This window comes from Halosolutus sp. YCN4 (genome assembly GCF_059736495.1).
Genome location: NZ_JCASSM010000001.1, coordinates 1,204,061 through 1,230,076 on the forward strand (window position 1 = coordinate 1,204,061; position 26,016 = coordinate 1,230,076).

Here is a 26,016-nt window from a genome sequence, read left to right on the forward strand (position 1 = left end):
TCGGTCCGGTTACCAGACGATTTCGATCGTGATTGGATCTAAAACGACGACGACACCCTCGACGGGGTCAGTTCTCGTCGCGGAGGCGTTCGAGAACCTCGTGGGCGTTCTCGACCGCCTGTTCTTTCTTGGCGGGGTAGGCTTCGACTTTCGCCCGGAAGGTGATTCCGTCCCCGAGTCGGACCGTCCCCTCGAACGCGGCCTGCTTGTCCAGTCGCAAGAAGAGTTCCGTATTCTCGGTCACCCGAGCGTCGAGTTCGTCGATCAACCGCTCGAACTCCTCGAGGTCGGCCAGCCGCGAGAGGACGTGGCGCACGTTGTCGGCGTTCTCGACCCGCGCCGAGAGGACGAGGATCCGATCGCCGTAGTGGCCTTCGCTCTCGGCCCGTTCGATCTCGAACTCCTCGGGCAGGAAGGTTCGAAGCGCCTCCTCGACGCGCTTCTCGTCCTCCGTGGCGTAGCAGAACGTGCGTAAATCGACGTAGTGAAGCGGGATCTGTGGCATCAGTGTGCTCCGATCGCGGGTCGGGTGACTGGCCGGTGGCCAGCGACTCCGTTACTCTTCGTCGGCGTCCTCGTCCTCGGCCGCTTCGAGGGCGTCCTCGGGGACGCCGGCCTCCTGGCCGTCCTCGAAGCTGATCGTGTAGGTGACGTCGCCGAACATCGATTCCATCGTCTGGGTGACCGTCCCCGTCTCGCCGTCGAACTCGCTGTGCTCGTCGTGCAGGACGACGCGATCGTCTTCCTCGAAACTCATAGCCGATCCTTCCCCGGCATCGCGTAAAAAGGGACTGATTCGCGGTAACGCGGCGGGACCCGGATCGGGCGACTCCCGCGGGATCTGTCCCGGCCCGCCGACGCACCGCCACCGCGTCACCGCCGCCGCGTCACCGCCGCCGCGTCGTCACACCGTCACCGACCGCCGTGCGAACCGCCGCCCGGTCGATCGCGCCACCACTCGTACCCGACGCCGACGACGCTCGCGATGCCGTAGGTCCCGACGAGGAACGGGACCCAGTAGATCCAGAACTCGAATCGCGGCGCGAGAGCGTTGCCGATCGCCGTCCCGATCCCGTAGAGCAGGTAGCCCGGGAGCGCGAGCGGCGAGAACAATCGCGCGTCGATCCAGCCCAGCGCGAAGGGGACGACCAGGAGGACGTAGGTTCCGATCGTCGCGGGACTGGCCGCGATCCGTCGCACCGTGTCCGGCGTCGCTCTCATCCACTCACCTCCGCGTCGAGCAGGTCGTGCGTCGCGAGGACGTGGGCCGTCGCCAGTCGCGTCATCTCGATTCTCGTCGATCGATCGAGCAGGAACTCGGTGGTCTCGAAGAGGTACGCGCTGGCCCCGAGGTCGCGGGCGGCCTTCTGGAAGAGCAACGACCCCGAGAGGGAGGTCTTGCGGGCCGTAAACCGGTGGAACGGCAGGTACCACGGGACGGCGTCCGCGTCGAGCGCGTCGGCGAGCGCCTCGCCGCGGGCATCCGGCGAGTGAAAGACCGCCTGGCCGACGAACTCCCGGTGGAGGCCGTAGATCCCGAGCGATCGGTGGAGGTCGAGAACCACGTCGGGGTCGTGGCGCGCGACGGCGTCCCAGACGCCGCGTGCGAGTTCGCTCGTCGGGTCGCCGTCGGGCGGGAAGTGACGGTTCAGGTCGCCGTCGGGGCCCTCCCGCTCGTCGTTTTCGACGGCGATGCGATTGGTCTCGGGGACGACGACGAGCCGTCCCCTGTCGGGCTGCCACTCGGTGACCTCGCGGGCGGTCTCGATACCGCTTCGCTCGTCGCCGTGGATGCCCCCGAAGATCATCGCCGTCGGGCCGTCTCTCGGCGCGTCGATTTCGAATAGCGGCGTCTCGTGGTCCGTTCCCTGAAGGATCGATTCCTCGGTTCTGCTAGCCGCACCCGCCTCATCGGGTTCCCGGGCCGCCGACAGCAGCTGATCGTCGCTCGACGGTCGGCTCACGACGCCAGCAGTGACCGTCCCCGCGAGGACGCCGCCGCTCGCCAGGATCGTCCGACGTTTCATCGGATCGGGCAACGACGTGCTCCCTAAAGCGCCTTCCCATCGGCGAAGCCAGTGTCGACTGACTGGAAGCTTCCGGAGACAGCGGTCCGTCTCAGGTCCGGTGGCCCCACCGTGCGCCCGCCTCGTCGTACCGGGCGTCGACGATCCGATCGAACTGATCGTCGGACAGCGAGACGTCGATCGCGCCGACGTTCTCCTCGAGTTGCTCGACCGTGCGAGCGCCGACGATCGGCACGCAGGTGAACTCGGGTTGCTCGATCAGCCAGCGGAGAGCGACCTGGGCCGGCGCGGCGTCGAGTTCGTCAGCGATCGCGCGAACCTCGTCCAGGACGTGCCAGCCGCGCTCGGAGAGGTAGAAGTCCTCGAACCGATCGGAGAGCGAACCGCGCGCGCCCTCGGGGCCTTCGAACCGCGTCGGATCGTCCTCGTCGACGCGCTCGTACTTGCCGGTCAGGAAGCCGCCCGCGAGCGGCGAGTACGGACAGACCGCGAGGTCCTGGTCCGCGCAGACGTCGAGATAGTCCGTGATATCGTCGCGGTAGCCCGCGTGGAACAGCGGTTGCGTGACCGCGAAGCGCTCGTAGTCCTCGACGTCGCTCGTGAAGAGGGCCTTCGTGAGCCGCCAGGCGGCCATCGTGCTCGCGCCGAGGTAGTGGACGGTCCCCTCTCGGACGAGGTCGGTCAGCGTCGAGAGGGTCTCCTCGATCGGCGTGTCCTCGTCCCAGCGGTGGATGTAGTAGAGGTCGAGATAGTCGGTGCCGAGCCGATCGAGCGTGCCCTCGATCTGGGCGCGGATGTGCTTCCGTCCGAGTCCGGAATCGTTCGGTCCGGGTTCGCCCCGGCCGTCGAACGGGAAGTAGACCTTCGACGCGAGGACGAAATCCTCCCGATCGTGGTCCGCGAGCCACTCCCCGATGAACCGTTCGGACGTGCCGTTCGGCGTGCCGTAGACGTTCGCCGTGTCGACGAAGTTGATGCCGTGATCCCACGCCGCGTCGAGCAGGTCGTGGGCCTGTTCCCGATCGGTCTCGACGACGCCGCCCGTCTCGCGACCGAACCGCCACGTGCCGAAACACAGTTGCGAAACCGTCGTTCCGGTCGCCCCGAGGCGCGTGTACTCCATAGGGTACCCACCCCTTGCAACACCCTAAACGCTGTCGTGATCGGCGAGCCAGGCGAGATCGAACTCCCGTGTGGTAGAGAACCCGATCACCGGGGACTGAACCGGTTGGTCCGGTTATCGCCGCCAGCCCGATCGTCGTCGCCGTCGCTGTCGGGGTTCGCGTGATCCGCATCGAATGCGTCGGGTCCCTCGTCGTAGATATCGATGTGGTGAACGGCGGCCGGCGAGAGGAGTCGCTGTCCCTCGAGTTCGAGCCAGCCGTTCGGATGGACGACGATCGGCCCCTCGTAGAGCGGGCCGTCCGCGTCCGCGTCGTCGTAGATGACGACGTCCCGATACGCCTGCGTGAAGGGCACCATCTCGTCGGAGACGATCGATCGGTTCGAGAATGGTGGCGGATACACCATTACTGTACGATAGTTCTGTCTCGAAAATAAAATCGGTTGCGCTCGACAGCGGCGGGAGTTCGATCGGATCGGTACCCGTCGCGGAGGGGGCGCCAGCCCGATCGTTAAACGCCGAGTTCGTCGAGGAGCGTTTCCGCGGCGGCGCGCGAGGACCCGGGCCCGCGACCCGTGACGAGGTCGCCGTCGACGGTGACGCTCGTGTCCTGGTCGAGTTCGGCGTCCCAGTTCGCGCCCGCGGTTTTCACTTCGTCCTCGACCCAGTAGGGTAGTTTGCGCCCGTCCGGCATGCAGTCGTTCTCGTCGACGATCCCCTCCTCCCACTCGTTGGGGAAGCCGGTGACGTCCCGGTCGCGGACGAGGAACGCGCCGTCGCTGTCGCGGGTGAACGCGAGGATGCCGACCGCGTGACAGACGACCATCACTTTCCCGTCGCCCTCGATCGTGTCCCGGAGGATCTCGCGGGCGTCGCTGTCCTGATTGACGTCCCACTCGGTCCCGTGGCCGCCGGGGAAGACGACGGCGTCGTAGGCCTCGGCGTCCGCCCGGGCGGTCGGGATCGGATCGTTCAGTCGCTCGTCGGTCTCGTGGACCTCCCGGACGCGTTCGGCGGTCTCCTCGCCGACCTCGTCGGGGTCGATCGACCGCTCGTCGATCTGCGGCGGCCCCCCGGACGGCGTCGCGACCGTGATCTCGACTCCCGCGTTCGAGAGCGTCTCGAGCGGTTCGACGCACTCCTCTCCCCAGTAGCCCTCTTCGCTGACGATAAACAGTGCTGACGTCATAGCAGTCCGTACGCCCGCGAGCGGTAAAACGTCCAGCCCTCCCCTCGGTTCTGCCGCAACTCGCTCGGGCACTCGGTTCCGCCCGACTGCGATCGGGACCTGTTCGGCGAACTGACCGTCACCGCCGTCGCAGATGGTCTTTTTCGCCGTCGACGCCCTACAGTGTCAGGTGAACACATGGCAGATAGACCGAACCCGTTCGAGGGAATCGAAGCGTTGCTCGACAGATTGAACCAACAGTTCGAGACCGCCACCCGGACGTGGGAATCGGGGCTCGAGGACCGATCGAAACTCGAGTTCTCGACCGACGCCGGGACGAGTCTCGACCTCGCGGACGAGGGAGACGAGTTCGTGGTCGTCGTCGACGTCCCCGGCTACGAGACCGACGACATCGACCTCAGACTCTCCGGCGATCGGCTCTCGATCACCGGCGAGCGCGAAGAGGCAGTCGAAGAGGGAGAGGAACAGTTCATCCGGCACGAACGGAAGCAACAGTCGTTCAGCCGCCAGCTTCGGCTTCCGGAGCCGGTCGTGGCCGACGACGTGTCGGCGACTCTCAACAACGGCGTCCTGACGGTCCGACTCCCGAAACGGGAGCCGGGGTCCGAGTCGCGGTCGATCGACATCGAGTAGCCGGCCGATCGACGTCGCGTGGGTCATACGGATCGTTGTAACGTGTTACCGGTGATCGCCCGATCGGGGCGGCGATCACCGGTAACGAATCACAACAGACCCTATCACTCGTCGAGTCCGAGAGCGTCGAAGAACCGGCGAGTTATCGGTTCGTCGACCTCGTCCAGGGCCTCCTCGGGGACATCCGCGTCGGCGACACCGTCGAACCGATCGAGTTCGATGCGGCCGCCGGCCATGTCGTGGTGGCCGCCGACGGAGCCGAGTTCGTCGAATCCGGTCTGTAGCGTGGCCCCGATGTGAATTCCCGGGTCGATCGAGCGCGCGCTCAGCCGAACCGTGTCGCCGACGACGCCGTAGGCCAGCACCGTGTCCACGCCTTCGAGGTTGAGCAGGTAGTCCGCCGCCTGCGGAAGCGCGTCGGTCTCGCTCGTGTCGCCGACGTTCGCGATCATCGACGAGCCCCGCCGTTCCCGACTCGCGATCGCCTGCCCGATGGCGTCGATCGTGGCCGCCGAGAACGCGCTCCCGTACAGCTGTTCGAGCGTCGGGAGATCGGCGTCCGGGAAGACGGCGAGGGCGGCCTCGTACTCGCGCCGAGTCGGGTTCCGGAGGAAGTCCAGTCGTTCGCGATGGAGGGCGAAGAGCAGCGCCGACGCGAGCCGGGTGGTCAGGTCGACGTCGAGATCCATCAGGTACTCGATGAAGATCGTCGCCGTCGCACCGTACTCGGTCCGGATATCGGCGAACGCCGCCTCGACCGCCGGGCCGGGGTGATGATCGACGACGATGTCCGGTTCGACGTCCTCGAGTTCGGTGTTGACGCCGGGGCGAGCGTGATCGACGAACGCGACCCGGTCGTCGGCCGTGATCTCCGTGTCGGCGAGCGCTTGGAGATCGATGTCGAACTTGCGGACGAACGCCCGGTTTTGCTGGTGGGAGATTTCCCCACCGTAGGCGATCCGCACGCTGGCGACGTCCCGCTCGGTCGCGATCGTCTCCAGCGCGAGGGCGCTGGCGAGACAGTCGGGGTCCGGATTGTCGTGGCAGACGATGACCAGCGAGTCAGTGTCCGCGAGTACGGAACCCAACTCGGCTGCGCGGGACATGATTAATTGTACGGGCCGGAACGATTTGAACCTCGGCACCGATAGTGATGGCTAGAGGTACTCAAGGCGTCGCTGACCGAGAGTAGCAATCCCGTACCCGATCGGTCGCGACGTTCTCACGTGGGAGACGGAACCGGTCTCCGACGGAGTCGAGTTCCCCTGAACTGCCGATAAGTAGTATCGAGTGCAACCTACTGAGCCACAGATCCGAGAAAGTACGAAATCAATGAGGGCAAACACAAAACTATACAACAATTGGTCCGCGTTCGATCGCGTACTTATTTGGGTATCGGAGGAAGACCCTCCAGTATGCAAGACGCGTACCTGGTGGGAGCGGGGCAATCCGAGTACGGGGCGTTTCCCGAAGAGAGCTATCGATCGCTGTTCCGGACGGCGTTCGAGGCCGCCGTCGAGAGCGTACCGAAGGGAATCGACGCGGCGGACGTCGACGAGGCGTTCGTGGGGAACCTCGGCGTCGGCGGCCGCCAGCTCGGCCTCTCCGGGCCGGCGGTGACCGAACACGTCGGGCTCGACGGCGTCCCCTGCACGCGAGTCGAGAACGCCTGCGCCGCGAGCGGGTTCGCGGTTCGCCAGGCCGTCCAGGCCGTCAAATCGGGGATGGCCGACGTGGTCCTCGCGGGCGGGTTCGAGGTCATGTCCGACACGAGTTCGGACGCGACGAAGTACTGGCTCGGCGTCTCCGGGGAGACCGAGTGGGAACGGCTCTCGGGAACGACCTTTTCGGGCGTCTACGCCCAGATGGCCTCGGTCCACATGGAGCGCTACGGTACCACCCGCGAACAGCTCTCGCGGGTCGCCGTCAAGAACCACGCGAACGGCGCCAAGAACCCCCACGCACAGCTCGGATTCGAGTGTTCGCTCGAGGACGCCCAGTCGGCACCGGTCGTCGCCGACCCGCTGAACCTCTATCACTGCTGTCCGACCTCCGACGGTGCCGCCTGCGCGCTGATCGTCAGCGGGGACGTCGTCGACGAGTACACGGACGATCCCATCCGCGTCGCGGGCGTCGGCGCCGGAAGCGACAGCGTCGGACTCTTCCAGCGGGACACCTACACCGGCGTTCCCGCGAGCCAGCGCGCCGCCGAATCGGCCTACGAGATGGCCGGCATCGACCCCGACGACCTGGACTTCGCGGAGGTCCACGACTGCTTCGCGATCGCGGAACTGCTGGCCTACGAGGATCTGGGCTTCTGCGAGAAGGGCGAGGCCGGCCACCTGATCGAGTCCGGTGCGACCGAACTCGGCGGCGAGTTACCGGTCAACACCTCCGGCGGCCTCAAGTCCAAGGGCCACCCGATCGGCGCGACGGGCGCGGGACAGGTCGTCGAGGCGTTCAAACAGCTCTCGGGCGAGGCGGGCGATCGGCAGGTCGAGAATCCGACCCGCGGGCTCACGCACAACGTCGGCGGGAGCGGAGGGGCTGCGGTCGTACACGTGTTTGAGCGCGAGGAGCCACGCTCCTCGACGACGTCGAGCGGACATCGTCCGCGAGAGCGCGAGGAGGGGGTGAGAGCATGAGCGGGGCTGCGATCGCCGCCGTCGGCGCGTACGCGCCCCGGTTCCGGATCAGCGCCGAGGCGTTCGAGGAGGCGTGGGGCCAGTTCCAGGCCGCCGGGGTGAGCGAGAAGGCCGTCCCCGCCGCCGACGAGGACGCCCTGACGATGGGGTACGAGGCCGCCACGCGGGCACTCGAGGCCGCCGATCTCGCGGGGACCGAGATTTCGTGGCTCGGCTTCGCGACGTCGAATCCGCCGCTCGAGGAGGAGGACCTTGCCGTCCGACTCGGCGCGATGCTCGCACTCCCGGCGGACGCGACGCGACAGGTCTTCACCGGGAGCACCCGCGCGGGCACCCGCGCACTCTGGGCCGGCATGGACGCCGTCGCGTCCGCGGGCGGCCCCGCACTGGTCGTCGCCGCCGACGCGCCGCGGGGCGACCCCGACGACGCGATCGACCACGCCGCCGGCGCCGGCGCCGCCGCGTTCGTTCTCGAACGCGACGGGCCAGGGGTGATCGTCGATCGCGCCGAGTACGCGGCGCCGTATCCGGGAACCCGGTTCCGGGGCCACGGAGACGAAACGACCGATGGACTCGGGATCACGGGCTACGATCGCCAGGCGTTCACCGAGACGATCGGCGGCGCGGTCGACGGCCTCGAGACGGCACCCGACCCCGACGCCGCGGCGATTCAGGCACCCGACGGCAAACTCCCCTACCGCGCCGCCGGCGCGGCGGGCGTCGGCACCGACGAGATCCAGGCCTGCGCGACCGTCCACGACCTCGGCGACCTCGGGGCCGCGAGCGTCCCGGTGAGCCTAGCCCGTGCGCTCGCGGACGGCGTCGACTCGATCCTCGTCGTGTCCCACGGGAGCGGTGCCGGAGCCGACGCGTTCGTCGTCGACGCGGCCGACGACGTCCCGACGGCGACCGCGATCGACGGCGGCGACGCGCTCTCGTACGCCGAGCACCTCCGCCAGCGCGGGGTCGTCACGTCCGGGGCGCCGTCGGGCGGCGGGGCCTACGTCAGCGTGCCGACGTGGCGACGATCGATCCCCCAGCGATACCGGCTGGCGGCCGGGCGTTGTCACGAGTGTGACGCACTCGCGTTCCCGCCCGAAGGAGCCTGTTCCGAGTGTGGCACGCTCGCCGGCTACGAGACCGTCGACCTTCCTGGCGACGGGACGATCGAAGCCGTCACGACCATCTCACAGGGCGGCGCACCGCCGGAATTCGCCGAGCAACAGTCCCAGTCGGGCGACTACGCGGCCGCAATCGTCGCGTTCGACGCGGACGACGCGACCGAGACGGTCAGCATCCCGGCGATGGGAACCGACGCCGATCCCGGGGCGTTCGCGGTCGGCGATCGGATCGAGACGACGATCCGGCGGATCTACACGCAGGAGGGTGTCACCCGGTACGGATTCAAGATTCGTCCCGCGGCCGACTGATACGGATTGCTGTAACGATGTACCGGCGCAACCGCCGCCCGGTCGCGGTTGCGCCGGAAATGACTTACAGTAAATCGTGTGAGGGCGCGCCGTCGGCCCGTATCGATCGACACGGCGGTGCAGTGGGGCGGACGAAAATGTTGAAGGAATGTCGAGTGGTAACATATAACGTGGTCAGCCATGTCCCTCGAGAACGAACCCACCCTGGAACCACCGACGTGTTCGCTCTGTGGCGTCGAGATGGAGTGCAGAGCCGGGGGTACCGAGAAAGCGATCCCGATTATCGGCAGTGAGGTCGAGTTCCAGCGATTCGGCTGTCCCGAGTGTGGACAGGGCGCTCGATACGAACGGGGCGGCCCGGACGAGGAGTGGTCGCGTGCCAGCGTATAGGGGTCCGGACGATCGACCGCGGTGCAGAATCGGGACCGATCGTCACCCGGTGAGCGCGTCGCTGGCCGGTGCGAACGAAATCGTCGTACCCCGACCCTCCTCGCGTGCGCGCTCGTAGAGCATGTACGCAGCCGCGACGGTCTCGATACCGGTGCCGCCGCTGTCGAAGACGGTGATTTCGTCCTCGCTCGTTCTCCCCGGTTCGATCCCGGCGACGACCTCGCCCAGTTCCGCGTGGACGTGATCCTCCGTCACGACGCCCGCGTCGAGCGCGGCGAGGAACGACCCCGCGTCGACCGTCGCGCGCTCGCGGAGGTCCGGGACGTAGGTCGCCCGTTCGATCGTCGTCGTATCGAGTTCCCGTGCGTCCCGACTGTACTGGCCCATCGCGGTCACGTGCGTGCCGGGATCGAGCGCGTCGCCGTCGAAGACTGGTTCGCTCGCCGTCGTCGCGGTGATCACCACGTCCGCGCCGCTCACGGTGGCCTCGCTCGAGTCGACCGCACGGACGGTCGCATCGAGGGCCTCGTCGAACTCGGTCGCGAAGTCCTCGCGGTTCTCGACGGTCGGCGAGTAGACTCGCACGTCGGTGAACTCGCGGACGGTCGCCGTCGCCTTCAGTTGCCCCCGGGCCTGCGGGCCGGTGCCGATGATCCCGATCGTTTCGGCGTCGTCGCGAGCGAGTTCGTCGACGGCCACGGCACCGGCCGCGCCCGTCTTGAAGGGGTTCATGCTGGCCCCATCCAGCAACGCGAGCGGTTCGCCGCTGTCGGCGTCGAACAGGGGCGTCATGAACCAGGCGTCCGTCGCACCGAACCCGGCGGAGTACATGTACCCGCCCATCGCCCCCGTCTCCGGGAGGATGGCTGCGTAGCTGGTGAACATCCCCTCGGGATCCGAACGCAGGAACTTCGACCGGGGCTGGGCCGGTGCGCCGTGTCCGCGCTGTCGATACCCCTCGCGAACTGCGTCGACGTACGCGTCGGGGGTCGCGAGGTCACTGACGGCGGCGCTCGTGAGAAACAACGTGTCGGTCATAGCGGACCAGACGGAACGAGACGGGAAAAAGGAACGTGAATGGACTGGATTCAGTCAGCGTGTGGCGGCCGCGTCGACTGGGCCTCGTCGGGGACGTCTGCGGGCGTGTTTACGAACATTGCGTGGCCGATGATCGTCATCGAGACCAGCGCGCCGATCGGGACTGCTGCGGTCAACGAGATTCCCACGAGCATCAGTGCCGTGGTGATTCCGACCAGTGCGACTGGGATGAGGCCAAGAACAATGTCGTAATATCCAGTCATAATCTAACGTATAGTATGAGAAATAGGCATATAAGTGTTTCCCATAATCGCTCTATACCGAACTGACCCGATACCTGTATTCGAGGTGTGGGATCCTCATAAGTTATGAGTGATTCATCCGTCGGATGGTGTTTCCGGAAACGGCGCTTCGTCGCCCAGATCGCGTTCGTCGTCGGTATCGGGTTTCGATCGTTGGGGGCGATATCGCGGTGGAAAACGGTTCTCACCCGTCGCCTGATGGATCGATCAGGATCGATTCGCCTATGACACGGTACCAATTATCACCAATTCAAAACCCGTGACTCTCAGAAACCCGATACGTCAGCGCGAACGGGCAGTGATCGCCGCGCCTCGAACCCGGTCACACCTGGGTCCCGACCGATCAGGAGGCCGAACCCGCGATCGCGGCGTAGGCGACCCGCCAGCCGACGAGGGCCAGCAGGCCGAACCCGGTCATGACGAGGGTAAACGGCCAGACGGCGCTTCCGTCGAACAGCGGCGACGCTCGAAGGATCAGGCCGACGTTCGCGGCCGCGATCCAGGCGACGGCCGTTACGCGCGCCACGCGAGCGATCGACGTCGACCGGGTTGCGTAGACCCCCGCGAGGGGTGCGATCGCGAGCCAACCGATGACGAACGGGGCGATCGTCTCGAGTGCGGCGAGCGGTTCCGCGATCGGATCGGTTCCGTGACTCACCAGTCCGACGGTCACGAACGCGACGACGACGCAGACGTCGACCGCACCGAGGAGGAGCGTTTCGCGGTCGACGCCGTCGTCACGGGTCGTCGTCCGAGATGCCGTGTCCATACCCTCACGTCCGGGTCGCTGACGTATTGCAGTCCCGGTTTCGATCGGGTTTCGAAAACCTGACAGGAGAGGAGGAACCCGGTGACGGGTCGTCCCCGGGTACCGTCCAACGGACAGGGCGTCTCCGTGCGAGGGGTGACCTCGCACGTCGTCGCTGAGGGGTCGATCGCACTTTGTTATCGACGACTTTCAGGCCAGTCCGGTTTCCGTCGCACGCGATCGACTCGAGTAAGCACGTCCTACGACCCCACGACGAGCGGAAGGAGAATTGTCCCAACATGGACAGGACTGATATAGGAAGACGACCTATCACTGAGATGATGGCTGTAGCCGGGAAACGTCAGGCTGGTTGTGAGGGGTGCGGCCAGACGGTGTCGCTGGACGAACTGACGACCGTGACGATGCCGGACGGCGAGACGGTCGCCTGCTGTCCCGCTTGCGCCCCGCACGCATGCGCCGCCGCCGAGAAGTCCGCCTCGCTCGACCAGCGCCGCGAGACCTGTGACGGCTGTGCCAGCGAGTTCCTCAAAACGGAACTCGAGGCGGTGACGCTACCGGACGACACGACGGTCGACTGCTGTCCCTCCTGTCTCGACACGGCGCCCCAGCAAGGCGGAGGCCCCGACGAGACGTCCGACGCCGCGGGCGACGACGAGTCCCTCTGTCGGCAGTGCAACGAGTGGGTCCGGGAGGAACTGTTCCGGGTAACCACGATCGACGGCCGCAACGAACGGCTGTGTTCGTCCTGCAAGGAACAGGCCGAAGCGGACGGGATCGTCAGGGACGTCGAGTTACGGAAGTCCCGCGCCCGAGAGATCCTCGGCGTCGAGAAGGGAGCCAGCGACGAAACGATCCGCGAGGCCTATTACGAACACGTCAAGCGGGCCCACCCGGACCAGAAGAGCGGGAGCCAATCGGCGTTTCAACTCGTCAAGGGCGCTTACGACCGACTCCTGGAGTCCGATCGCTGACGGCCGGCCTCCCGCCGGACGAACCCGATCGTCGCCGGATCGAAGTAGTACGTCGACTCACAGACCTCACAGGAGGTCGTCAGCAGTTGGCCGTGCTTGTGGAGTTTCCAGAGCTTCGTCTGTCCCTGCTCCAGTTCCAGCGTCACCGGGTGGTCACAGCCGGGAACCGTACAGGGAAACCGGATGTACCAGTTCGGTACCGAGAGCGCCCCGAGCGGCGCGAGTTCGCTCCGGAGCCGACAGAGCAGATTGAAGATGGTAAACGAGAGGTTTTGGCGATCGATCGTCACGCCCTCGACGTCGCTGATGAAGCCGCCTCGCTGGCTCTCGTCGGTGTACAGCGGGAGTACCGGAATCCCCTTCGCCAGCGCGTAGCCGGTCTCCTGGTTGATCCACTGGCTCCGTGCCGACCGCTCCGTCAGCACGGCGACGACGACGTCGCTGTTGGCGAGTCGACCCTCTAGCCGTTTCCGCGAGCGGCCGGATTCGATCTCCTCCAAGGCGATGTGGACGCCGAACGGGAAGTTCTTGACCGTCGAAAACAGGTCCTGCACGAGGTCGAGGTCGGCAGGTGCGTGTGAAACGAAGACCTGTTCTCCGGTCATGCCGTGATCTACGCAATAAAAGCGAACGGGACGTTATTAAACTATCTAGTTTTCAGTCGGATGATTGCTCCTCGTATTCAGGACGCGCCGGGAGAACTCGATCTCGGTGAGGTCGGTTCCGAGCGCCTCGAACCACGCCCCGTCGACGTGCCAGCGGCCCCGCAACTCGCCGTCGGTCGTCCGCGAGGTTACGTCGAGTCGGCCGGGCGTCCACTCGCGTTCCTCCGCGATGGACAGTAGCGTCCGGACCACGGCGCTCACTTCATCGGTCGTGACGGCCGCTCCCTCGGCGACGGTTTCGTACTCGAGCGAGAGCCCGGTACCGTCTGGCGGCCTCGATTCGTCGTGATCGCCGTCCTCGTCCCACGTGACGTCCGTGACGTAGATGCCGTTGCTCATGAGGCGGTTCTCGAGCGTGACCGGGACGGGGTGCTCGCGGGTCATGGTCGTGGGTTTGCGGGGGAGACCGAAAAGCGATCGGTCGATCGGACGCCGACTGCTCGTCCGGTCCCGCGGCGGTGTATACCGGCGTTACCCGCACGGCGGTTCGTAGGTGCGCCAGAAACGACTCGCAGGTGTCCGTCTCAGAGCGGGTCGACGAGATCCTCGAGCGCCGCCCGCGGATCGTCGGCTTTCGCGACGCCGCTGGCGAGCAGGACCCCCTCGGCACCGAGGTCCCCGGCCGAGACGACGTCGTCGCCCGTGCTGATCCCGGCGCCGCAGAGCACCGACACGTCGTCGTCGACGCGCTCTGCGGCCGCGACGGCGTCCTCGACGATATCGGGATCGGCCTGACTGACCGGCGTTCCCGTCCCGATGAGTTCCGGCGGTTCGACGGCGACGGCGTCCGGGCCGAGCGCCGCCGCGGCACCGATCTGGGCCGGGTTGTTGGCACAGACGATCGTCTCCAGGTCTGCTCGTCGAGCGGCCCGGACGGCCCCGTCCACGTCGGCGAGTTTCAGCCGCCGCTCGGAGTGATTGAGCAACGTCCCCTCCGCGCCCGCCTCGGCGACGGACTCCGCGAGGGTGTGTCCCGTGTTGCTTCCGTACTCGATCGGATCGACGTGCTGGGCCCACGTCTCGGCGCCGGTCTCGGCGACGCGTTCGATGTGGGCCGCCTGCGGTGCGACGGCTAGCCGGGCGTCTGTCCGGTCGTTCACGTCCCGAACCGCCTCGGCGACGGCGACCGGGTCGCACGGATACGTCTTCAGGTTGACGAGGACGAACATACTGAGTACGCGAATCCGAGTACCAAAATAGCTTGCGTGTCGCGGTGGCTCGAAATCGACCGGTCTGGCCGGTCAGCACCCGGACGTGTAGGTGGCGCAACGGGCGGCGGTCGGGCCGCGGGTCGTTCCGGGAGCCGATCGATGGCGACGGGTTCCGACCGTCAGTCCTTCCGCTTCACGACGTCGCCCAGCGTGTAACTGCCCGTCGACGAGCCGCCGGACCACTCGGAGTCCTCGCCGGAGCCCCCCTCGGCGCTCAGGTCGATGTCGAGGAACCGCTCGAGTTTCGACTGGACGCGATCGCTCGGGAGCGTATCGCTCCGTTCGATCTTGCGGATGAGACTCGCCTTCTCGTTGAGTTCGTCCGCGAGTTCGGACTGGCTGAGCCCCTTCGCTTCGCGGGCGTTGCGGACACGCTCGTCGTAATCCGTCGCGAGTTCCTCCATGTCGTCGAACATGTCCTGCCGGCGCGAGCCACCCGAACTCGAAGAGCCGGTCGCGGTACCCCCCGACGATCCCGTACTCCCGCTCGAGGACGACGAACTCGATCCGGTCGAGTACTTCGTCGACGTACTCGAGGACGAGGGCTGTTTCACCTCGGTGCCGAAGTCGGTGCAGTTCGAGCAGACGTCCAGCTCGGCACCTTCGACTTTGATGGTCTTCGGGGACGACGTCTCGGCGCCACACATCTCGCACTGAACCATGCACGAGTCTTTATCGCGGCGAGTCATAAACCATGCGGCGCGTTCCGATTGATCGACCGGACCGCAGTCAGTCCAGCGCCGCCCAGGCGTAGGCGAACCGCTGGAGAGCGGTCAGGTGGCCGACGACCGCGAGGAAGACCAGCAGCCAGCCGACCAGCGTGAGCCCGCCGTACTCGCCGCCGATCGGATACGCGAGGAAGCCGACGAGCCCGATGATCGCCAGCCGATCGGCCCGCCCCACGAGTCCGCCGTAGACCCGGTCGAGGCCGACGGCTTGGGCCTGGGTGCCCAGGTACGAGGTCATCACGACGCCGGTGACCGCCAGGAAGCCGAGCAGGTAATCCTCGACGCCGGACGCTAGCCCGCCGATGACGACGATGTCCGCGTACCGGTCCAGCACGTGATCGAGCAAGTCGCCACCCGCGGAGGCGACCTCCTGTTCCCGCGCGAGCGCGCCGTCGACGATGTCGAGCCAGCCGTTCAGGAAGACCAGCGTCGCGGCGACGACGTACCAGACCGGATCCGCGCGACCGCCGAGCAGGAACGCCGCCGCGGCCAGTACCGCCATCCCGAAGGCGAGCAGGCTCACGCTATCGGGGGTCATGCCGACCCGATCGAACCCCTTCACGAACGGGTCCAGGAACCGCGAGACGTACGGCCGGTACTTGTCGAGCGTCATTCGAGATACCCCACGAAGTCGACCGTCCCGGCGCTCGGTTCGCGATCGCCCGCGACGACCGCCGCGAGTTCGTCGGCGACGGCCGCCGGGTCGCGATCGGTCGTCTCGATCTCGTACACCGACTCGAGGCCGTGCTCCTCGACAGCCTCGGCGAGGATTACGTCCAGGGCCTCGCTTTCGGCGTTCTCGCGGGCCTTGGCCTCGCTCTCGCCGCGATTTCGCAATCGCTCATCGAGCACGTCGGGGCGACAGCGCAGGACGACGACCCGATCGGCCGGGACGTGGTGGGCGAGGTGGGAGTCGATCACCGCGTCGTCGCGCCCGTCGAGCCAGTCTGCGAGCGCGTCGAGGTCGGCGACCTTGCTGCCGCGATCGGCGTCGATCTCGGTGTAGAGCCCCTCGCGATCGAGAACCTCGTTGAGGTGGATCACCTCGAGGTCCGGGAGCGCGTCGTCGTCGAGTCGGGACGCGAGCAGGTCCGTCGCGGTCGTCTTCCCCGTTCCGGGGGTGCCGGTGACGGCGACTCTCACGTGTCTGGCACCTCCGGATTCGCGTCGCCGGTTCCATCGTACTCGACGGTCGTCCCGGAATCGGCGGCGAGATCCGCGAGGGTCGCGTTGAGCGTCTCGACGGCGCGATCGGTCTCCTCGTCGGTCCCGCAGGTGATCCGGATACAGCCCGGCAGGCCGAAACTCGTACAGTCTCGGACGATAACGCCGCGCTCCTGCATCTCCTCGGCGACGGCCGACGCGTCGCCGACGTCGACGAGGACGAAGTTGCCCTCGCTCTCCCAGACGTGAGCCTCGACGTGCTCGCGCATGTACTCGCGGACGGCCAGCGTCGTCTCGACGGTCCGATCGACGTGTTCGTCGTCGTCGATCGCGGCGAGGCCGGCGCGGCACGCGAGTTCGCTCGCGGCAAAGGGTGTGTTCACGCGGGCGTACGCGTCGCTCCACTCGTCGGGAACGATCGCGTAGCCGAGGCGGACGCCCGCCAGCCCGTAGGCCTTCGAGAACGTGCGCAGGACGGCGACGTCGTCGCGGGCGGCGAACCCGTTCCGGCCCTCGATCAGCGACACGGCGCTGTCGACGTCGGCGAACTCGCCGTAGGCCTCGTCGACGACGATCAGCGTCTCGTCGTCCGTTTCGTCGGCCAGTCGGTCGATCGCCTCGAGATCGATCGTCGACCCCGTCGGGTTGTGCGGGCTGGTGAGCCAGACCACGCGCTCGCCGTCGTAGGTTTCGAGGACCGTCCCGGCGTCCTGCGTGAAGTCGTCGGCTTTCGAGAGGGAGTACTCGCGGACGCCGCCGTGGTGGAATCGGGCGCTCATCCCGTAGTAGGCAAAGCCCGGTTCGGGGACGAGCACGTCGTCGCCCGGGTCGAGGGTCGCCCGGTGGAGGTAGTCGATCGCGCCGTCGCCGCCGTTCGCCAGCCAGACCTGGGCGTCGGTGACGTCCCAGCGATCGGCGACGGCGGCGGTGAGGTCAGCGTGGGCGGCCTTCGGGTACGAGTTTACCGTCCCGGCGGCGTCGCTGATCGCCACTGCGGCCGCCGGCGAGGGGCCGTGCGGGTTCTCGTTCGAGGCGAGTTTGACGAGTTCGGAGGGGTCCCGGTCGAGTTCGCGGGCGACCTCCTCGATGCCGCGTCCCGCCTCGTAGGCGACGTGATCGGACAGGTCGCGCGGTTGCATACGAAGATCCTGTTTCCCGTGGCTCTTAAGGGTGCTTACATGTGGTCGGTAGGCTCGCCCGAACGGCGTCGAGCACGGTCCGGCCTGCGCGAAAGTCCAACGCGCGCGGCATGGTCCGACCTGCGGGACCGACGGCGCACGCGCGTGCATCCGGTGACCGTCCGTCGTCGCCTGTACGGCAGTCAGTGACCGGAACTTCTGCAAGGGATGCCTACATACACCCCGCTCTGGTAGCGCAACGCGCCGAAATAGAGTTGATTTCCAGTGCACCAGTCCAAAGAAGACCTCACAGTCGTCATGGAAACGCCGGACGCGGTGGTCCAGCACCAGACGGGGTTCGGTGCGGCAACCGAATACGGCGAGTTGGCCGCCGAACACTTCCAGGTGAGCGCGGGAACGGACCTTACGCCCCTGCTACAGGGCCTGCAGGAAGATTCGTGTCAGTGCCCACACTGGGGGTACGTGATCGAGGGATCGATCACCGTCCAGTACGCCGACGGAACGCGGGAAGTAGACGAGGCCGGCGATCTCGTCTACTGGCCGCCGGGGCACACGCTCTGGGTCGACGACGACGCGGAGTTCGTCCTGTTCAGTCCGCACGAGGAACACGTGGCCGTCTTCGAACACATGGCCGCCAAAATGGAGGAGTGACCGCGGCGCTCGGCGTTCCGTGGTCCGCGTCGCCCGCCGATCGCGAGACCGCCGTTTCCGGGCCGCCGATGGCTACGTCCGGAGCCGTTCGAGGCGATCGATCGACTCCGCGTCTTCGGGATCCTTGTCGTGGCGCACCCCCAGGAAGCGCGGGAACCGGAGGGCGTACCCCGACGAGTAGGTCGGCGAGGACTGGATCTCCTCGTAGCCCACCTCGAAAACGATCGCGGGTTCGAGGTCGACGTCCTGCCCGTCCTCGGCTGCGATGTGGGGTTCGAGCAGGGCCGTCAGTTCGTCCAGTTTCTCGTCGGTGATCCCGGTCGCGACCTTGCCGACGGTCTCCAAGTCGTCCCCGTTCCACACCGAGAGTTCGAACGTTCCGAGGAAGGTGGCCCGTCGCCCTTCGCCCCACTCCGCGCCGGTGACGACGCAGTCGAGCGTCTCGACGTCGGGCTTGCGCTTGCGCCAGTTCTTCCCGCGCCGGCCCGGCGAGTACGTCGAGTCGGGATTCTTGAGCATGATCCCCTCGTGGCCCGCCTCGATCGCGTCGGCGTCGATCGACTCGATCGCGTCGGGGTCGTCGGTGCGCCGGAGCAGGGAGAGTCCGGGAACTGCCTCGGGATCCTGATCCGGATCGTCGGCGAGGACGCGCTCGAGTCGCTCGTGCCGCGTCGTCAGCGGTTCGTCGAGCAGGTCGTCCCCGCCCGCGTGCAGGCAGTCGAAGAACACCGGCCGGACGGACACCTCCTCGCGGGCCTTCGCGACGTCGTGTTTGCGCCGGAACCGCTTGAGCACCTCCTGGAACGGCAGCGGGGACCCCTCGTCGTCGACGGCGACGACCTCGCCGTCGAGGATGACGGGGCGATCGAGGCGGTCGGCCGCGAACTCGACGACTTCGGGGAGGGCGTCGGTGACGTCCTCCATGTTCCGCGAGAAGACGCGCGTCTCGCCGGCCGAGGAACCGTCCGCGTCGGCGTCGCCCGGATCGTGGTGCAACTGGATCCGCGCCCCGTCGTACTTCCACTCAACCGCGGCCACGTTCCAGTCCTCGAGCGCGTCCGTCACCGTGCCGGCCTGGGCGAGCATCGCCTGGACGGGGCGGCCGATCGCGAGGTCCATCGCGTCGAGGCCCGATACCCCCTCGTCGCGGGCGGTTCGGGCGACTTCGCCGTAGTCGTTCGAGACCTGCAGGGCGCGTTCGACCCGGTCGATCGGGACGTCGAAGGCGGCCGCGATCGCGTCCCGGACCGTGCCCTCGCCGACGCCGATGCGCATCTCCGAGAGGACGAGACGAGCGAGATAGCGCGCCTCCTCGCTCGAACAGCGGTTGAACAGGCCGAAGAGGAGGTCGACCTTCCGATCGTGACTTCCGTCCCCCTCGGCGGCGGCGAGGTCGGCGAGCGTCTCGTGGACCTCCCGGACCGTGAGGTCGCCGCCAGTCCCGTTCGCTCCGCCCCCTCCGCCGCCGGTGAACGCACCCAGCCCCTGCTGGCCGCCGAACTCGTAACTGGCCGCCACGTCGCCGATCTCGCCCAGGTCCGCGAGGCGATCCTCGACGTCGTCGCCGTCCACGTTCGTGCCGGCCGCGCGCGCGATCGCCTCGTAACACGTGGTCGGGCCGATGTCGAGCGTCGTCGACTCCCACGCCGGGACCACCCGCCCCTGGACGAAGCGGGCGACGATCTCCAGGTCGTCGTTCGCGTCCGCGAGCAACGCGGTCACGTGGTCGACGATCTCGAGGTCGGCGGGTTCTGCTTCGATCGCGGCGGCCCGATCGGCGAACGTGGCGAACTCCATCGGCGGTGTGTATCGCCGGCGAGAGTAAAACCGTTCTGAGATCCGCCGTTCGGGGTCGAAGACGAGGTGCTTTAAAGACGGTCGAACACGCAGTCGGGGGTATGTCAGGAGAGGACCTCGCGTCGCGGGTCGCAGACGTGCTTGCGGTCGACGCCGACGAGTTCCGCGAGTCTGCCCACGAGGACGCCGACGTGATCAGGGACGCCATCGAGGACGGGGTGTTCGACAACCCGCAGGCGATCGTCGGCCTCGAGTACGAGTTCTACGCCGTCAAGTCCGACGACTGTGCGCTCCGGCGGGTCCCGCGACGGCTGCTCGAACTCATCGGATTCGAGAAGGAACTCGGCCTTCACAACGCGGAGATGACGACCAGCCCACAGCCGCTGAACGCCCACGGACTGCGGGCCCAGGAGTCGGAGGTGAAGTCGCGACTGGAGACGGCCCTCGACGTGACCAGTTCCGAGCGGATGCGACTGGTCAGCGACGGACTGTGGACGATCCCGCCCGAGGGGGAAGACGCGACGACCTACCTCACCGACAGCGTCGAACGGACCGCTACCGCCGCGGACGGCACCGAACGATCGATCCGCGTCGCGACCAACATGAGCGACTCGGCGCGCTACCACGCGATGGCCAACACCGATCGGGCCGAGGCGGCGGGGATGCGCGTCGAGGCCCCGCACGTCTCGTTCGAGGCCGACACCGTCATGCCCGAGAGCCTGATCACGTCGATCCAGCCCCACTACCAGGTGCCACACGCACCCGACCTGCCGCGGTACTTCAACTACGCCCTGCGGATCGCGGGCCCGCTCCTCGCGCTCGGGGTCAACTCCCCGTTCTTCCCCCCGGATTGCTACGACGCCGACGCGACGGCCGAGGACGTCCTCCGGGACGGCTGGTCGGAACACCGCATCAGCGTCTTCGAGACGGTGCTCAACGACCCCACCACGGGAGAGGGGAAGGTGCGGTTCCCGCACGACCTCGAGAGCGTCGACGACGCGCTCGATCGGATCGCGACCGACGACACGATCGTCCCGATGCCCGTCGAGGGCGGCGAACGCTTCGACGATCGGTTTCCGCACTTCCGGCGCAAGCACGGTACCTACTGGCGGTGGGTCCGGCCCGTCTTCGGCGGCCCGACCCGATCGGCCGCGAACGCCCGCATCGAGTTCCGCCCGATCCCGGCCCAGCCGACGGTCCGGGACAGCGTCGCCTTCCTCGCGGCTTTCGCGGGCCTCGTGGAAAGTCTCACCCGCCTCGAACACCCGGTCCTCGAACTCGACTGGCAGATCGCCCGAGAGAACTTCTACGCCGCGATGCGGGACGGACTGGACGCCGACATCGACTGGATCACCAACGACGGGAAGGAGACGACCGATCGACTCGCGCTCTACGAGGACCTCCTGGCCCACGCCGAGGACGGCCTGACGAACCGCGGGCTGAGCGAGGAAGAGGCCGCGAAGTACCTCTATCCCCTGCGACGGCGGGTCCGACAGAACGTGACCCCCGCGTCGTGGAAACGCGAACAGGTGCGCGAGGCGATCGACGACGGGGCCGACCTCGCCGACGCGATCACGCGGATGCAGCGCCGGTACGTCGAAACGCAGTCGAGGACGCTTCTCGACGGGAGTTTCGCCGACTGGAGCGGCGATCGGCAGGGATCGGAGTCCTGATACGGTTTACTGTAAGTCATTTCCGGCGCAACCGCGACCGGGCGGCGGTTGCGCCGGTACATCGTTACAGCAATCCGTATGAGAGGCGCCGCTCGCCAGCGGAGTCGCGCACTGATCGTTTTGCCGCTTCCCATACCGGGGAGCACGGGGGGTACGAAGGGGCACCGATGACCGCGACGGAGCTTCCACAGCCGGGGTTCGGCACGTCCGGCCACGAGGGCGAGTCCTGCACCGAGGCCGTCCACACGGCGCTCGAAACCGGCTACCGACACGTCGACACGGCCCAGATGTACGACAACGAACGCGCGGTCGGCCGCGCGATCGATCGCGCCGACGTCGATCGCGAGGCGGTCTTCCTCGCGACGAAAGTGCACCCCTCGAACCTCGCCCCCGAGGACGTTGTCGAGTCGACCGCGGCGAGCCTCGACCGACTCGGCGTCGATACTGTCGACCTGCTGTACGTGCACTGGCCGACGGGAGCGTACGATCCCGAGGAAACCCTGCCGGCGTTCGACGAGGTTCGCGACCGCGGGTGGGCCCGCCACGTCGGGGTGAGCAACTTCACGATCGAGTTGCTCGAGGAGGCGATGGGTATCCTCGAGTCGCCGATCGTCGCCAACCAGGTCGAACTCCACCCCCGCCTGCAACAGGACGACCTCGTCTCGTTCTCGCGTGCACGGGATGTTCAGACGGTCGCGTACTGTCCGATCGCGAGGGGCGACGTGGCCGAGATCGACGTGCTCCAAGAGATCGCGTCGACCCACGACGCGACGCCGGTCCAGGTCGCGCTGGCGTGGCACTACGGTCGCGACGGCGTCGTCCCGATTCCGAAGGGGTCCGGCGAGCACGTTCGCGAGAATTACGACGCGCTCGCGATCGATCTGACCGACGCGGAGCGAGCGCGGATCGCGGCGCTCGATCGCGGTGAGCGACTGATCGATCCCGACGAGGCCCCCTGGAACCGGTAGTTCGGTCAGGTGCGCGGCCCGCCGTGGCCGACGGCGCGGAGCGACCGGCCAGTGGCCGCAAGTGATTAAGTACCCACGTGCGAGAGTGTGAGATATGGTTACCTTCCTCTCCGGGGGCACCGGGACGCCGAAGCTGCTGGACGGTGCTGCAGCCGCGTTCTCGCCGGAGGAGACCACCGTCGTCGCCAACACGGGCGACGACATCGAACTCGGCGGCCTCTTCGTTTCGCCGGACGTCGACACGCTGCTCTTCCAGGGCGGTGGCATCCTCGATCGCGAGACCTGGTGGGGGATCAAGGGCGACACCCACCGGACCAACTCGGCGCTGATGGACATCGCGTCCGCGATGGACCTTCCGGACGGCCCCCAGTACCTCCCGGACGACGAACAGACTGCGAGCCGGGACCTCGCCAACTGGCGACGCTTTTCGGGGATCGCCGAGTTCATGACGATCGGCGACCGCGATCGAGCGGTCCACATCACCCGGACGAGTCTACTCGACCAAGGACACACGCTGAGCGAGGCCACCCAGCGACTCGCCGACGGGTTCGGGCTGACGATCGACCTGCTCCCGATGAGCGACGATCCCGTTGCCAGCCTGGTCCACACGGACCGGGGCATGATGCACTTCCAGGAGTACTGGGTCGGCCACGGGGGCGAGCCAGCCGTCGAGAACGTCGAGTTCCGCGGCTCTTCGAACGCCCAGCCCGCACCCGGGGTGCTCGATGCGCTGGACGAGACGGTCGTCATCGGGCCGTCGAACCCGGTCACGAGCATCGGGCCGATGCTCTCGCTTCCGGGCGTCGCCGACGCCCTGAGCCAGACGACGGTCGTCGCCGTCTCGCCGTTCCTCGGCGACGAGGCCTTCTCCGGGCCGGCCGGTGCCCTCATGGAAGCGGTCAACGCCGAACCGAGCACGGCGGGACTGGCGACCGCATACCCCTTCGCCGACGCGTTCATCGTCGACGAGAACGACGACGTGGCGTTCGATCGGCCGACGATCCGGACCGACATCCGGATCAATTCCCGCGAGGACGCCGCGCGAGTCGTCAGGGCGATCGACCAGGCGATCGACATCGTCGGCTAATGTTCTCGCCACCGCTCGCCCTCGCGAGTCTCAGCGGGGAGGCCGACGCCGACTGGGCGCGCGCGGGAGCCGACTACGCCGGTGCCGCGTTCCTCGGCGGGATCGCGCTCGACGCGGACGCGAGAGCGGCGGCGCGGGACCTCGTCGCCCGCGATCGAACCGAGTTCCTGCCGCCGGATCCGCTCGCGTTTATCGATCGCCAGCTCGCCGCGCTCGCGGACGTCCCGATCCAGCCGGCGTTCAACGTCCGGAGTGCGACCACCGATCCCGTAGTCGAGGCCGCCCGGATCTGTCGCGATCGCGACGCCCTCCTCGAGATCAACGCCCACTGCCGACAGGACGAACTCTGCGCCGTCGGCTGTGGGGAGCGTCTCTTGCGAGACGTCGATCGGCTCCGGCGCTACGTCGAACGAGCGAGCGACACCGGCGCGACGGTCGGCGTCAAGGTCCGCGCGGAGGTCCCCGGCGTCGACCTGTCCGACCTCGCACGGACGATCGACGCTGCGGGAGCGTCGTTCGTCCACGTCGACGCGATGGACACCGAGTCGGTGATCGCCGACGTCGTCGACGCGAGCGACCTGTACGTGATCGCCAACAACGGCGTCCGCGACGACGAGACCGTCCGCGAGTACGTCGCGTACGGGGCCGACGCCGTCAGCGTCGGCCGGCCCAGCGACAACCCGGTCGTGCTCGAGCGGGTCCGCGAGGCGGTCGATCGACACCTCGAGACCGGACGCTCGCGTGAAGCGCCGCCGCGGTGAGTCGCCGCGGGGGCTCCGGTCGTCCCGTCGTGAAACAGCTACGCCTATTGTCCGGGCGGACGCACTGGATCGCATGGACGACCCCGCCGACAACGCGGAACTCGCGCTCTTGCTCGAGGTCGCGGGCACCCCGAAACCCGGGAACGTCGATCGGCGCCGGGACCTCGAGGACCTCCGGTTCGACCACTTCCTGGCCGGGGCGGTCGGCGCTCGCGAGGGGCTCGACCTCGCCGCGAACGGCGCGGCGGTCGGGCCGGCGTTCGAGCGAGCGATCGAGGGAATGGCCGCGCACGGGGAGAACAGCCAGTTCGGGGCACTGCTCCTGCTTGTCCCGCTGGTTCGTGCCGCTCGCGACGACCTGTCCCAGCCGGTCGCCGAGTCCGTCGTCGAGGGGACGACCGTCGCCGACGCCGCCGCGTTCTACCGCGCGTTCGAACACGTCGACGTCTTCGTCGACGACCCGCCCGCGGACATGGAACCGCTGGACGTTCGCCGCGGCGCGGACGCCATCCCCGTACTCGAGGACCGCGGCCTGACGCTGCTCGACGTGATGGATCGCAGCGTCCCCGGGGACGACGTCGCTCGCGAGTGGATCCGCGGCTTCGAGCGATCGTTCACCGCAGCGGAGCGCCTCGCCGCGGCCGACGGCCCGCCCACCGATCGGGCCGCAACCGTCTTCCTCTCCCTGCTCGCCGAGCGACCCGACACCCTCGTCGTCAAACGCCACGGCGAGGCGGTCGCGGCCGAGGTGACCGAGCGGGCCGCAGAACTGGTCGAGCGAAACGCCCTCGAGACCGATCGCGCGGCCGTCGAAACATTCGCCGACGAACTCGTCGACCGCGGCGTCAACCCGGGCACGACCGCGGACCTGACCGCGGCCGGGCTTTTCATCGCCCTCGAGCACGGAGCGATCGAAATATGAGCGACGACGATGGAACGGCCGATCGGACCGACGGCGACGAAGAGAGCGACCGCGTCGCGTGGCCCGTCGCGCTCACCGGCGTCACGGAGACCGTCGTGACGACGCTCGGCCCGAACGGGCTGTGGAACGCCGCGGCGCTCGGCGTGTTCGCCGGCGATCCCGTCACCGCCCGAACCTGGGGCAACACCCGGACGCGCCGGAACTTCCACCGCCAGGGCGAAGCCTACGTGCAGTTCACGCGCGACCCCGTCGACTTCGCCGACGCCGCGCTCTCGATCTACGAACTCGAGGAGCCGATCCTCCCGTCCGCGGGCGCGTGGGTCCGCGTCCGGGTCGAACAGGTCGATTCGGGCACCGAGGGGGAGACGGAGTGGGAGGAGTGGTCACTCGACCCCGTGGAGCGCGCGATCGAGACCGAGACGGTCCCGACGATCGATCGGGGTCTGGGCGCGGTCGTCGAGGCCACCGTCGCCGCGTCGCGACTCGGGGTCGCGGGCTACGACGAGGATCGGCTGCGAGAGCGACTCGATCACTGTGCGTCGATCGTCGAGCGCGCGGGCGGACCGCGCGAGCGCGAGGCGATCGAGCGCGTCCGGGAACAATCGTCGTGGTGAACCGGGATCTGAGGTGTCGAATCAGCCGGCGAACACGTCGGCCACGATTTTGTGAGTGGGCGTCGTAATCCGCCCCATGTCGGTCGAAACGTCCGGTCAGCGACGGCGGTGCGTCGGGT

At 67.7% G+C, this 26,016-nt stretch carries 31 protein-coding genes; 12 read left to right on the forward strand and 19 right to left on the reverse strand.

From position 1 onward, the window contains the following. Positions 1-67: 67 nt before the first annotated feature. From AC6I6X_RS05965 to AC6I6X_RS05995, 7 genes are all read right to left on the reverse strand, one after another. A complete protein-coding gene (locus AC6I6X_RS05965) occupies positions 68-505 on the reverse strand; it encodes an RNA-binding protein (protein WP_497929578.1) in 438 nt (145 codons plus the stop codon). Between the two features lie 51 nt (positions 506-556). Beyond that, complete coding sequence (locus AC6I6X_RS05970; RefSeq protein ID WP_497929579.1) at positions 557-757, reverse strand: DUF1918 domain-containing protein; 201 nt, start codon at positions 755-757, stop codon at positions 557-559. 155 nt (positions 758-912) lie between these two features. Further along, positions 913-1,221 (reverse strand): hypothetical protein, encoded by a 309-nt coding sequence (locus tag AC6I6X_RS05975; RefSeq protein ID WP_497929580.1) that lies wholly within the window; start codon positions 1,219-1,221, stop codon positions 913-915. After that, complete coding sequence (locus AC6I6X_RS05980; RefSeq protein WP_497929581.1) at positions 1,218-2,027, reverse strand: succinylglutamate desuccinylase/aspartoacylase family protein; 810 nt, start codon at positions 2,025-2,027, stop codon at positions 1,218-1,220. The genes AC6I6X_RS05975 and AC6I6X_RS05980 overlap by 4 nt, the downstream gene beginning before the upstream one ends. Positions 2,028-2,118: 91 nt before the next feature. Continuing rightward, positions 2,119-3,150, reverse strand: coding sequence for an aldo/keto reductase (locus AC6I6X_RS05985; RefSeq protein WP_497929582.1), 1,032 nt, complete (start codon positions 3,148-3,150; stop codon positions 2,119-2,121). Positions 3,151-3,236: 86 nt separating this feature from the next. Then, positions 3,237-3,554: a hypothetical protein gene (locus tag AC6I6X_RS05990; RefSeq protein ID WP_497929651.1), complete on the reverse strand. Its 318-nt coding sequence runs from the start codon at positions 3,552-3,554 to the stop codon at positions 3,237-3,239. Positions 3,555-3,661: 107 nt separating this feature from the next. Then, a complete protein-coding gene (locus AC6I6X_RS05995; protein ID WP_497929583.1) occupies positions 3,662-4,339 on the reverse strand; it encodes a type 1 glutamine amidotransferase domain-containing protein in 678 nt (225 codons plus the stop codon). 177 nt (positions 4,340-4,516) lie between these two features. Here AC6I6X_RS05995 and AC6I6X_RS06000 point away from each other — a divergent pair, with 177 nt between their 5' ends. Beyond that, positions 4,517-4,972 carry an Hsp20/alpha crystallin family protein gene (locus AC6I6X_RS06000; protein ID WP_497929584.1) on the forward strand — a complete coding sequence of 152 codons (456 nt, stop codon included), beginning with the start codon at positions 4,517-4,519 and terminating at the stop codon, positions 4,970-4,972. 104 nt (positions 4,973-5,076) lie between these two features. Here the strand turns inward: AC6I6X_RS06000 and AC6I6X_RS06005 are convergent, their stop codons facing one another. Further along, complete coding sequence (locus AC6I6X_RS06005; RefSeq protein WP_497929585.1) at positions 5,077-6,078, reverse strand: DHH family phosphoesterase; 1,002 nt, start codon at positions 6,076-6,078, stop codon at positions 5,077-5,079. Positions 6,079-6,387: 309 nt separating this feature from the next. Between AC6I6X_RS06005 and AC6I6X_RS06010 the strand changes: the two genes are divergently transcribed. The 3 genes from AC6I6X_RS06010 (at position 6,388) to AC6I6X_RS06020 (ending at position 9,437) form a co-directional block, all read left to right on the forward strand. Further along, entirely contained in the window at positions 6,388-7,617 is a 1,230-nt protein-coding gene (locus AC6I6X_RS06010; RefSeq protein ID WP_497929586.1) for a thiolase domain-containing protein, read from the forward strand. Further along, a complete protein-coding gene (locus tag AC6I6X_RS06015) occupies positions 7,614-9,047 on the forward strand; it encodes a zinc ribbon domain-containing protein (protein WP_497929587.1) in 1,434 nt (477 codons plus the stop codon). The genes AC6I6X_RS06010 and AC6I6X_RS06015 overlap by 4 nt, the downstream gene beginning before the upstream one ends. A gap of 180 nt (positions 9,048-9,227) precedes the next feature. Continuing rightward, positions 9,228-9,437: a hypothetical protein gene (locus AC6I6X_RS06020; protein ID WP_497929588.1), complete on the forward strand. Its 210-nt coding sequence runs from the start codon at positions 9,228-9,230 to the stop codon at positions 9,435-9,437. A gap of 42 nt (positions 9,438-9,479) precedes the next feature. On the opposite strand, the gene AC6I6X_RS06025 is transcribed toward AC6I6X_RS06020, so the two are convergent. The 3 genes from AC6I6X_RS06025 to AC6I6X_RS06035 form a co-directional block, all read right to left on the reverse strand. After that, a complete protein-coding gene (locus AC6I6X_RS06025) occupies positions 9,480-10,475 on the reverse strand; it encodes an ornithine cyclodeaminase family protein (protein ID WP_497929589.1) in 996 nt (331 codons plus the stop codon). Positions 10,476-10,525: 50 nt separating this feature from the next. Continuing rightward, a complete protein-coding gene (locus tag AC6I6X_RS06030) occupies positions 10,526-10,738 on the reverse strand; it encodes a DUF8015 family protein (RefSeq protein ID WP_497929590.1) in 213 nt (70 codons plus the stop codon). Positions 10,739-11,120: 382 nt separating this feature from the next. After that, complete coding sequence (locus tag AC6I6X_RS06035) at positions 11,121-11,546, reverse strand: DUF3054 domain-containing protein (RefSeq protein ID WP_497929591.1); 426 nt, start codon at positions 11,544-11,546, stop codon at positions 11,121-11,123. Positions 11,547-11,866: 320 nt separating this feature from the next. Here AC6I6X_RS06035 and AC6I6X_RS06040 point away from each other — a divergent pair, with 320 nt between their 5' ends. Further along, positions 11,867-12,517: a J domain-containing protein gene (locus tag AC6I6X_RS06040; protein ID WP_497929652.1), complete on the forward strand. Its 651-nt coding sequence runs from the start codon at positions 11,867-11,869 to the stop codon at positions 12,515-12,517. Here AC6I6X_RS06040 and AC6I6X_RS06045 read toward each other — a convergent pair. From AC6I6X_RS06045 to hisC, 7 genes are all read right to left on the reverse strand, one after another. Beyond that, the gene (locus tag AC6I6X_RS06045; protein WP_497929592.1) at positions 12,487-13,122 is read right to left on the reverse strand and encodes a toll/interleukin-1 receptor domain-containing protein; all 636 of its coding nucleotides are present in this window, start codon (positions 13,120-13,122) and stop codon (positions 12,487-12,489) included. The genes AC6I6X_RS06040 and AC6I6X_RS06045 overlap by 31 nt on opposite strands. A gap of 45 nt (positions 13,123-13,167) precedes the next feature. Then, positions 13,168-13,566, reverse strand: a complete 399-nt coding sequence (locus tag AC6I6X_RS06050; protein WP_497929593.1) for a DUF8159 domain-containing protein — start codon at positions 13,564-13,566, stop codon at positions 13,168-13,170. A 140-nt stretch (positions 13,567-13,706) separates the two neighbouring features. After that, positions 13,707-14,351, reverse strand: a complete 645-nt coding sequence (gene tpiA / locus AC6I6X_RS06055; RefSeq protein WP_497929594.1) for a triose-phosphate isomerase — start codon at positions 14,349-14,351, stop codon at positions 13,707-13,709. Positions 14,352-14,512: 161 nt separating this feature from the next. After that, entirely contained in the window at positions 14,513-15,055 is a 543-nt protein-coding gene (locus AC6I6X_RS06060; protein WP_497929595.1) for a multiprotein bridging factor aMBF1, read from the reverse strand. A gap of 67 nt (positions 15,056-15,122) precedes the next feature. Continuing rightward, entirely contained in the window at positions 15,123-15,734 is a 612-nt protein-coding gene (locus tag AC6I6X_RS06065) for a CDP-alcohol phosphatidyltransferase family protein (protein WP_497929596.1), read from the reverse strand. Beyond that, a complete protein-coding gene (locus tag AC6I6X_RS06070) occupies positions 15,731-16,264 on the reverse strand; it encodes an adenylate kinase family protein (protein WP_497929597.1) in 534 nt (177 codons plus the stop codon). Before AC6I6X_RS06070 ends, AC6I6X_RS06065 begins: the two co-directional genes overlap by 4 nt. After that, positions 16,261-17,424, reverse strand: coding sequence for a histidinol-phosphate transaminase (gene hisC / locus AC6I6X_RS06075; RefSeq protein ID WP_497929598.1), 1,164 nt, complete (start codon positions 17,422-17,424; stop codon positions 16,261-16,263). Before hisC ends, AC6I6X_RS06070 begins: the two co-directional genes overlap by 4 nt. A gap of 264 nt (positions 17,425-17,688) precedes the next feature. Here hisC and AC6I6X_RS06080 point away from each other — a divergent pair, with 264 nt between their 5' ends. Continuing rightward, the gene (locus AC6I6X_RS06080; RefSeq protein ID WP_497929599.1) at positions 17,689-18,075 is read left to right on the forward strand and encodes a cupin domain-containing protein; all 387 of its coding nucleotides are present in this window, start codon (positions 17,689-17,691) and stop codon (positions 18,073-18,075) included. A 72-nt stretch (positions 18,076-18,147) separates the two neighbouring features. On the opposite strand, the gene ligA is transcribed toward AC6I6X_RS06080, so the two are convergent. Next, positions 18,148-19,872 (reverse strand): ATP-dependent DNA ligase LigA, encoded by a 1,725-nt coding sequence (gene ligA / locus AC6I6X_RS06085; protein WP_497929600.1) that lies wholly within the window; start codon positions 19,870-19,872, stop codon positions 18,148-18,150. 101 nt (positions 19,873-19,973) lie between these two features. Between ligA and AC6I6X_RS06090 the strand changes: the two genes are divergently transcribed. From AC6I6X_RS06090 to AC6I6X_RS06115, 6 genes are all read left to right on the forward strand, one after another. Beyond that, complete coding sequence (locus AC6I6X_RS06090) at positions 19,974-21,545, forward strand: glutamate-cysteine ligase family protein (RefSeq protein ID WP_497929601.1); 1,572 nt, start codon at positions 19,974-19,976, stop codon at positions 21,543-21,545. A gap of 167 nt (positions 21,546-21,712) precedes the next feature. Further along, the gene (locus AC6I6X_RS06095) at positions 21,713-22,513 is read left to right on the forward strand and encodes an aldo/keto reductase (protein ID WP_497929602.1); all 801 of its coding nucleotides are present in this window, start codon (positions 21,713-21,715) and stop codon (positions 22,511-22,513) included. 94 nt (positions 22,514-22,607) lie between these two features. After that, complete coding sequence (cofD, locus tag AC6I6X_RS06100; RefSeq protein WP_497929603.1) at positions 22,608-23,600, forward strand: 2-phospho-L-lactate transferase; 993 nt, start codon at positions 22,608-22,610, stop codon at positions 23,598-23,600. Next, a complete protein-coding gene (locus tag AC6I6X_RS06105; protein ID WP_497929604.1) occupies positions 23,600-24,361 on the forward strand; it encodes a tRNA-dihydrouridine synthase in 762 nt (253 codons plus the stop codon). The genes cofD and AC6I6X_RS06105 overlap by 1 nt, the downstream gene beginning before the upstream one ends. 73 nt (positions 24,362-24,434) lie before the next feature. Continuing rightward, positions 24,435-25,283 (forward strand): triphosphoribosyl-dephospho-CoA synthase, encoded by an 849-nt coding sequence (locus tag AC6I6X_RS06110; protein ID WP_497929606.1) that lies wholly within the window; start codon positions 24,435-24,437, stop codon positions 25,281-25,283. Next, positions 25,280-25,897 carry a DUF447 domain-containing protein gene (locus AC6I6X_RS06115; protein ID WP_497929607.1) on the forward strand — a complete coding sequence of 206 codons (618 nt, stop codon included), beginning with the start codon at positions 25,280-25,282 and terminating at the stop codon, positions 25,895-25,897. Before AC6I6X_RS06110 ends, AC6I6X_RS06115 begins: the two co-directional genes overlap by 4 nt. The last annotated feature ends 119 nt before the right edge of the window (positions 25,898-26,016 follow it).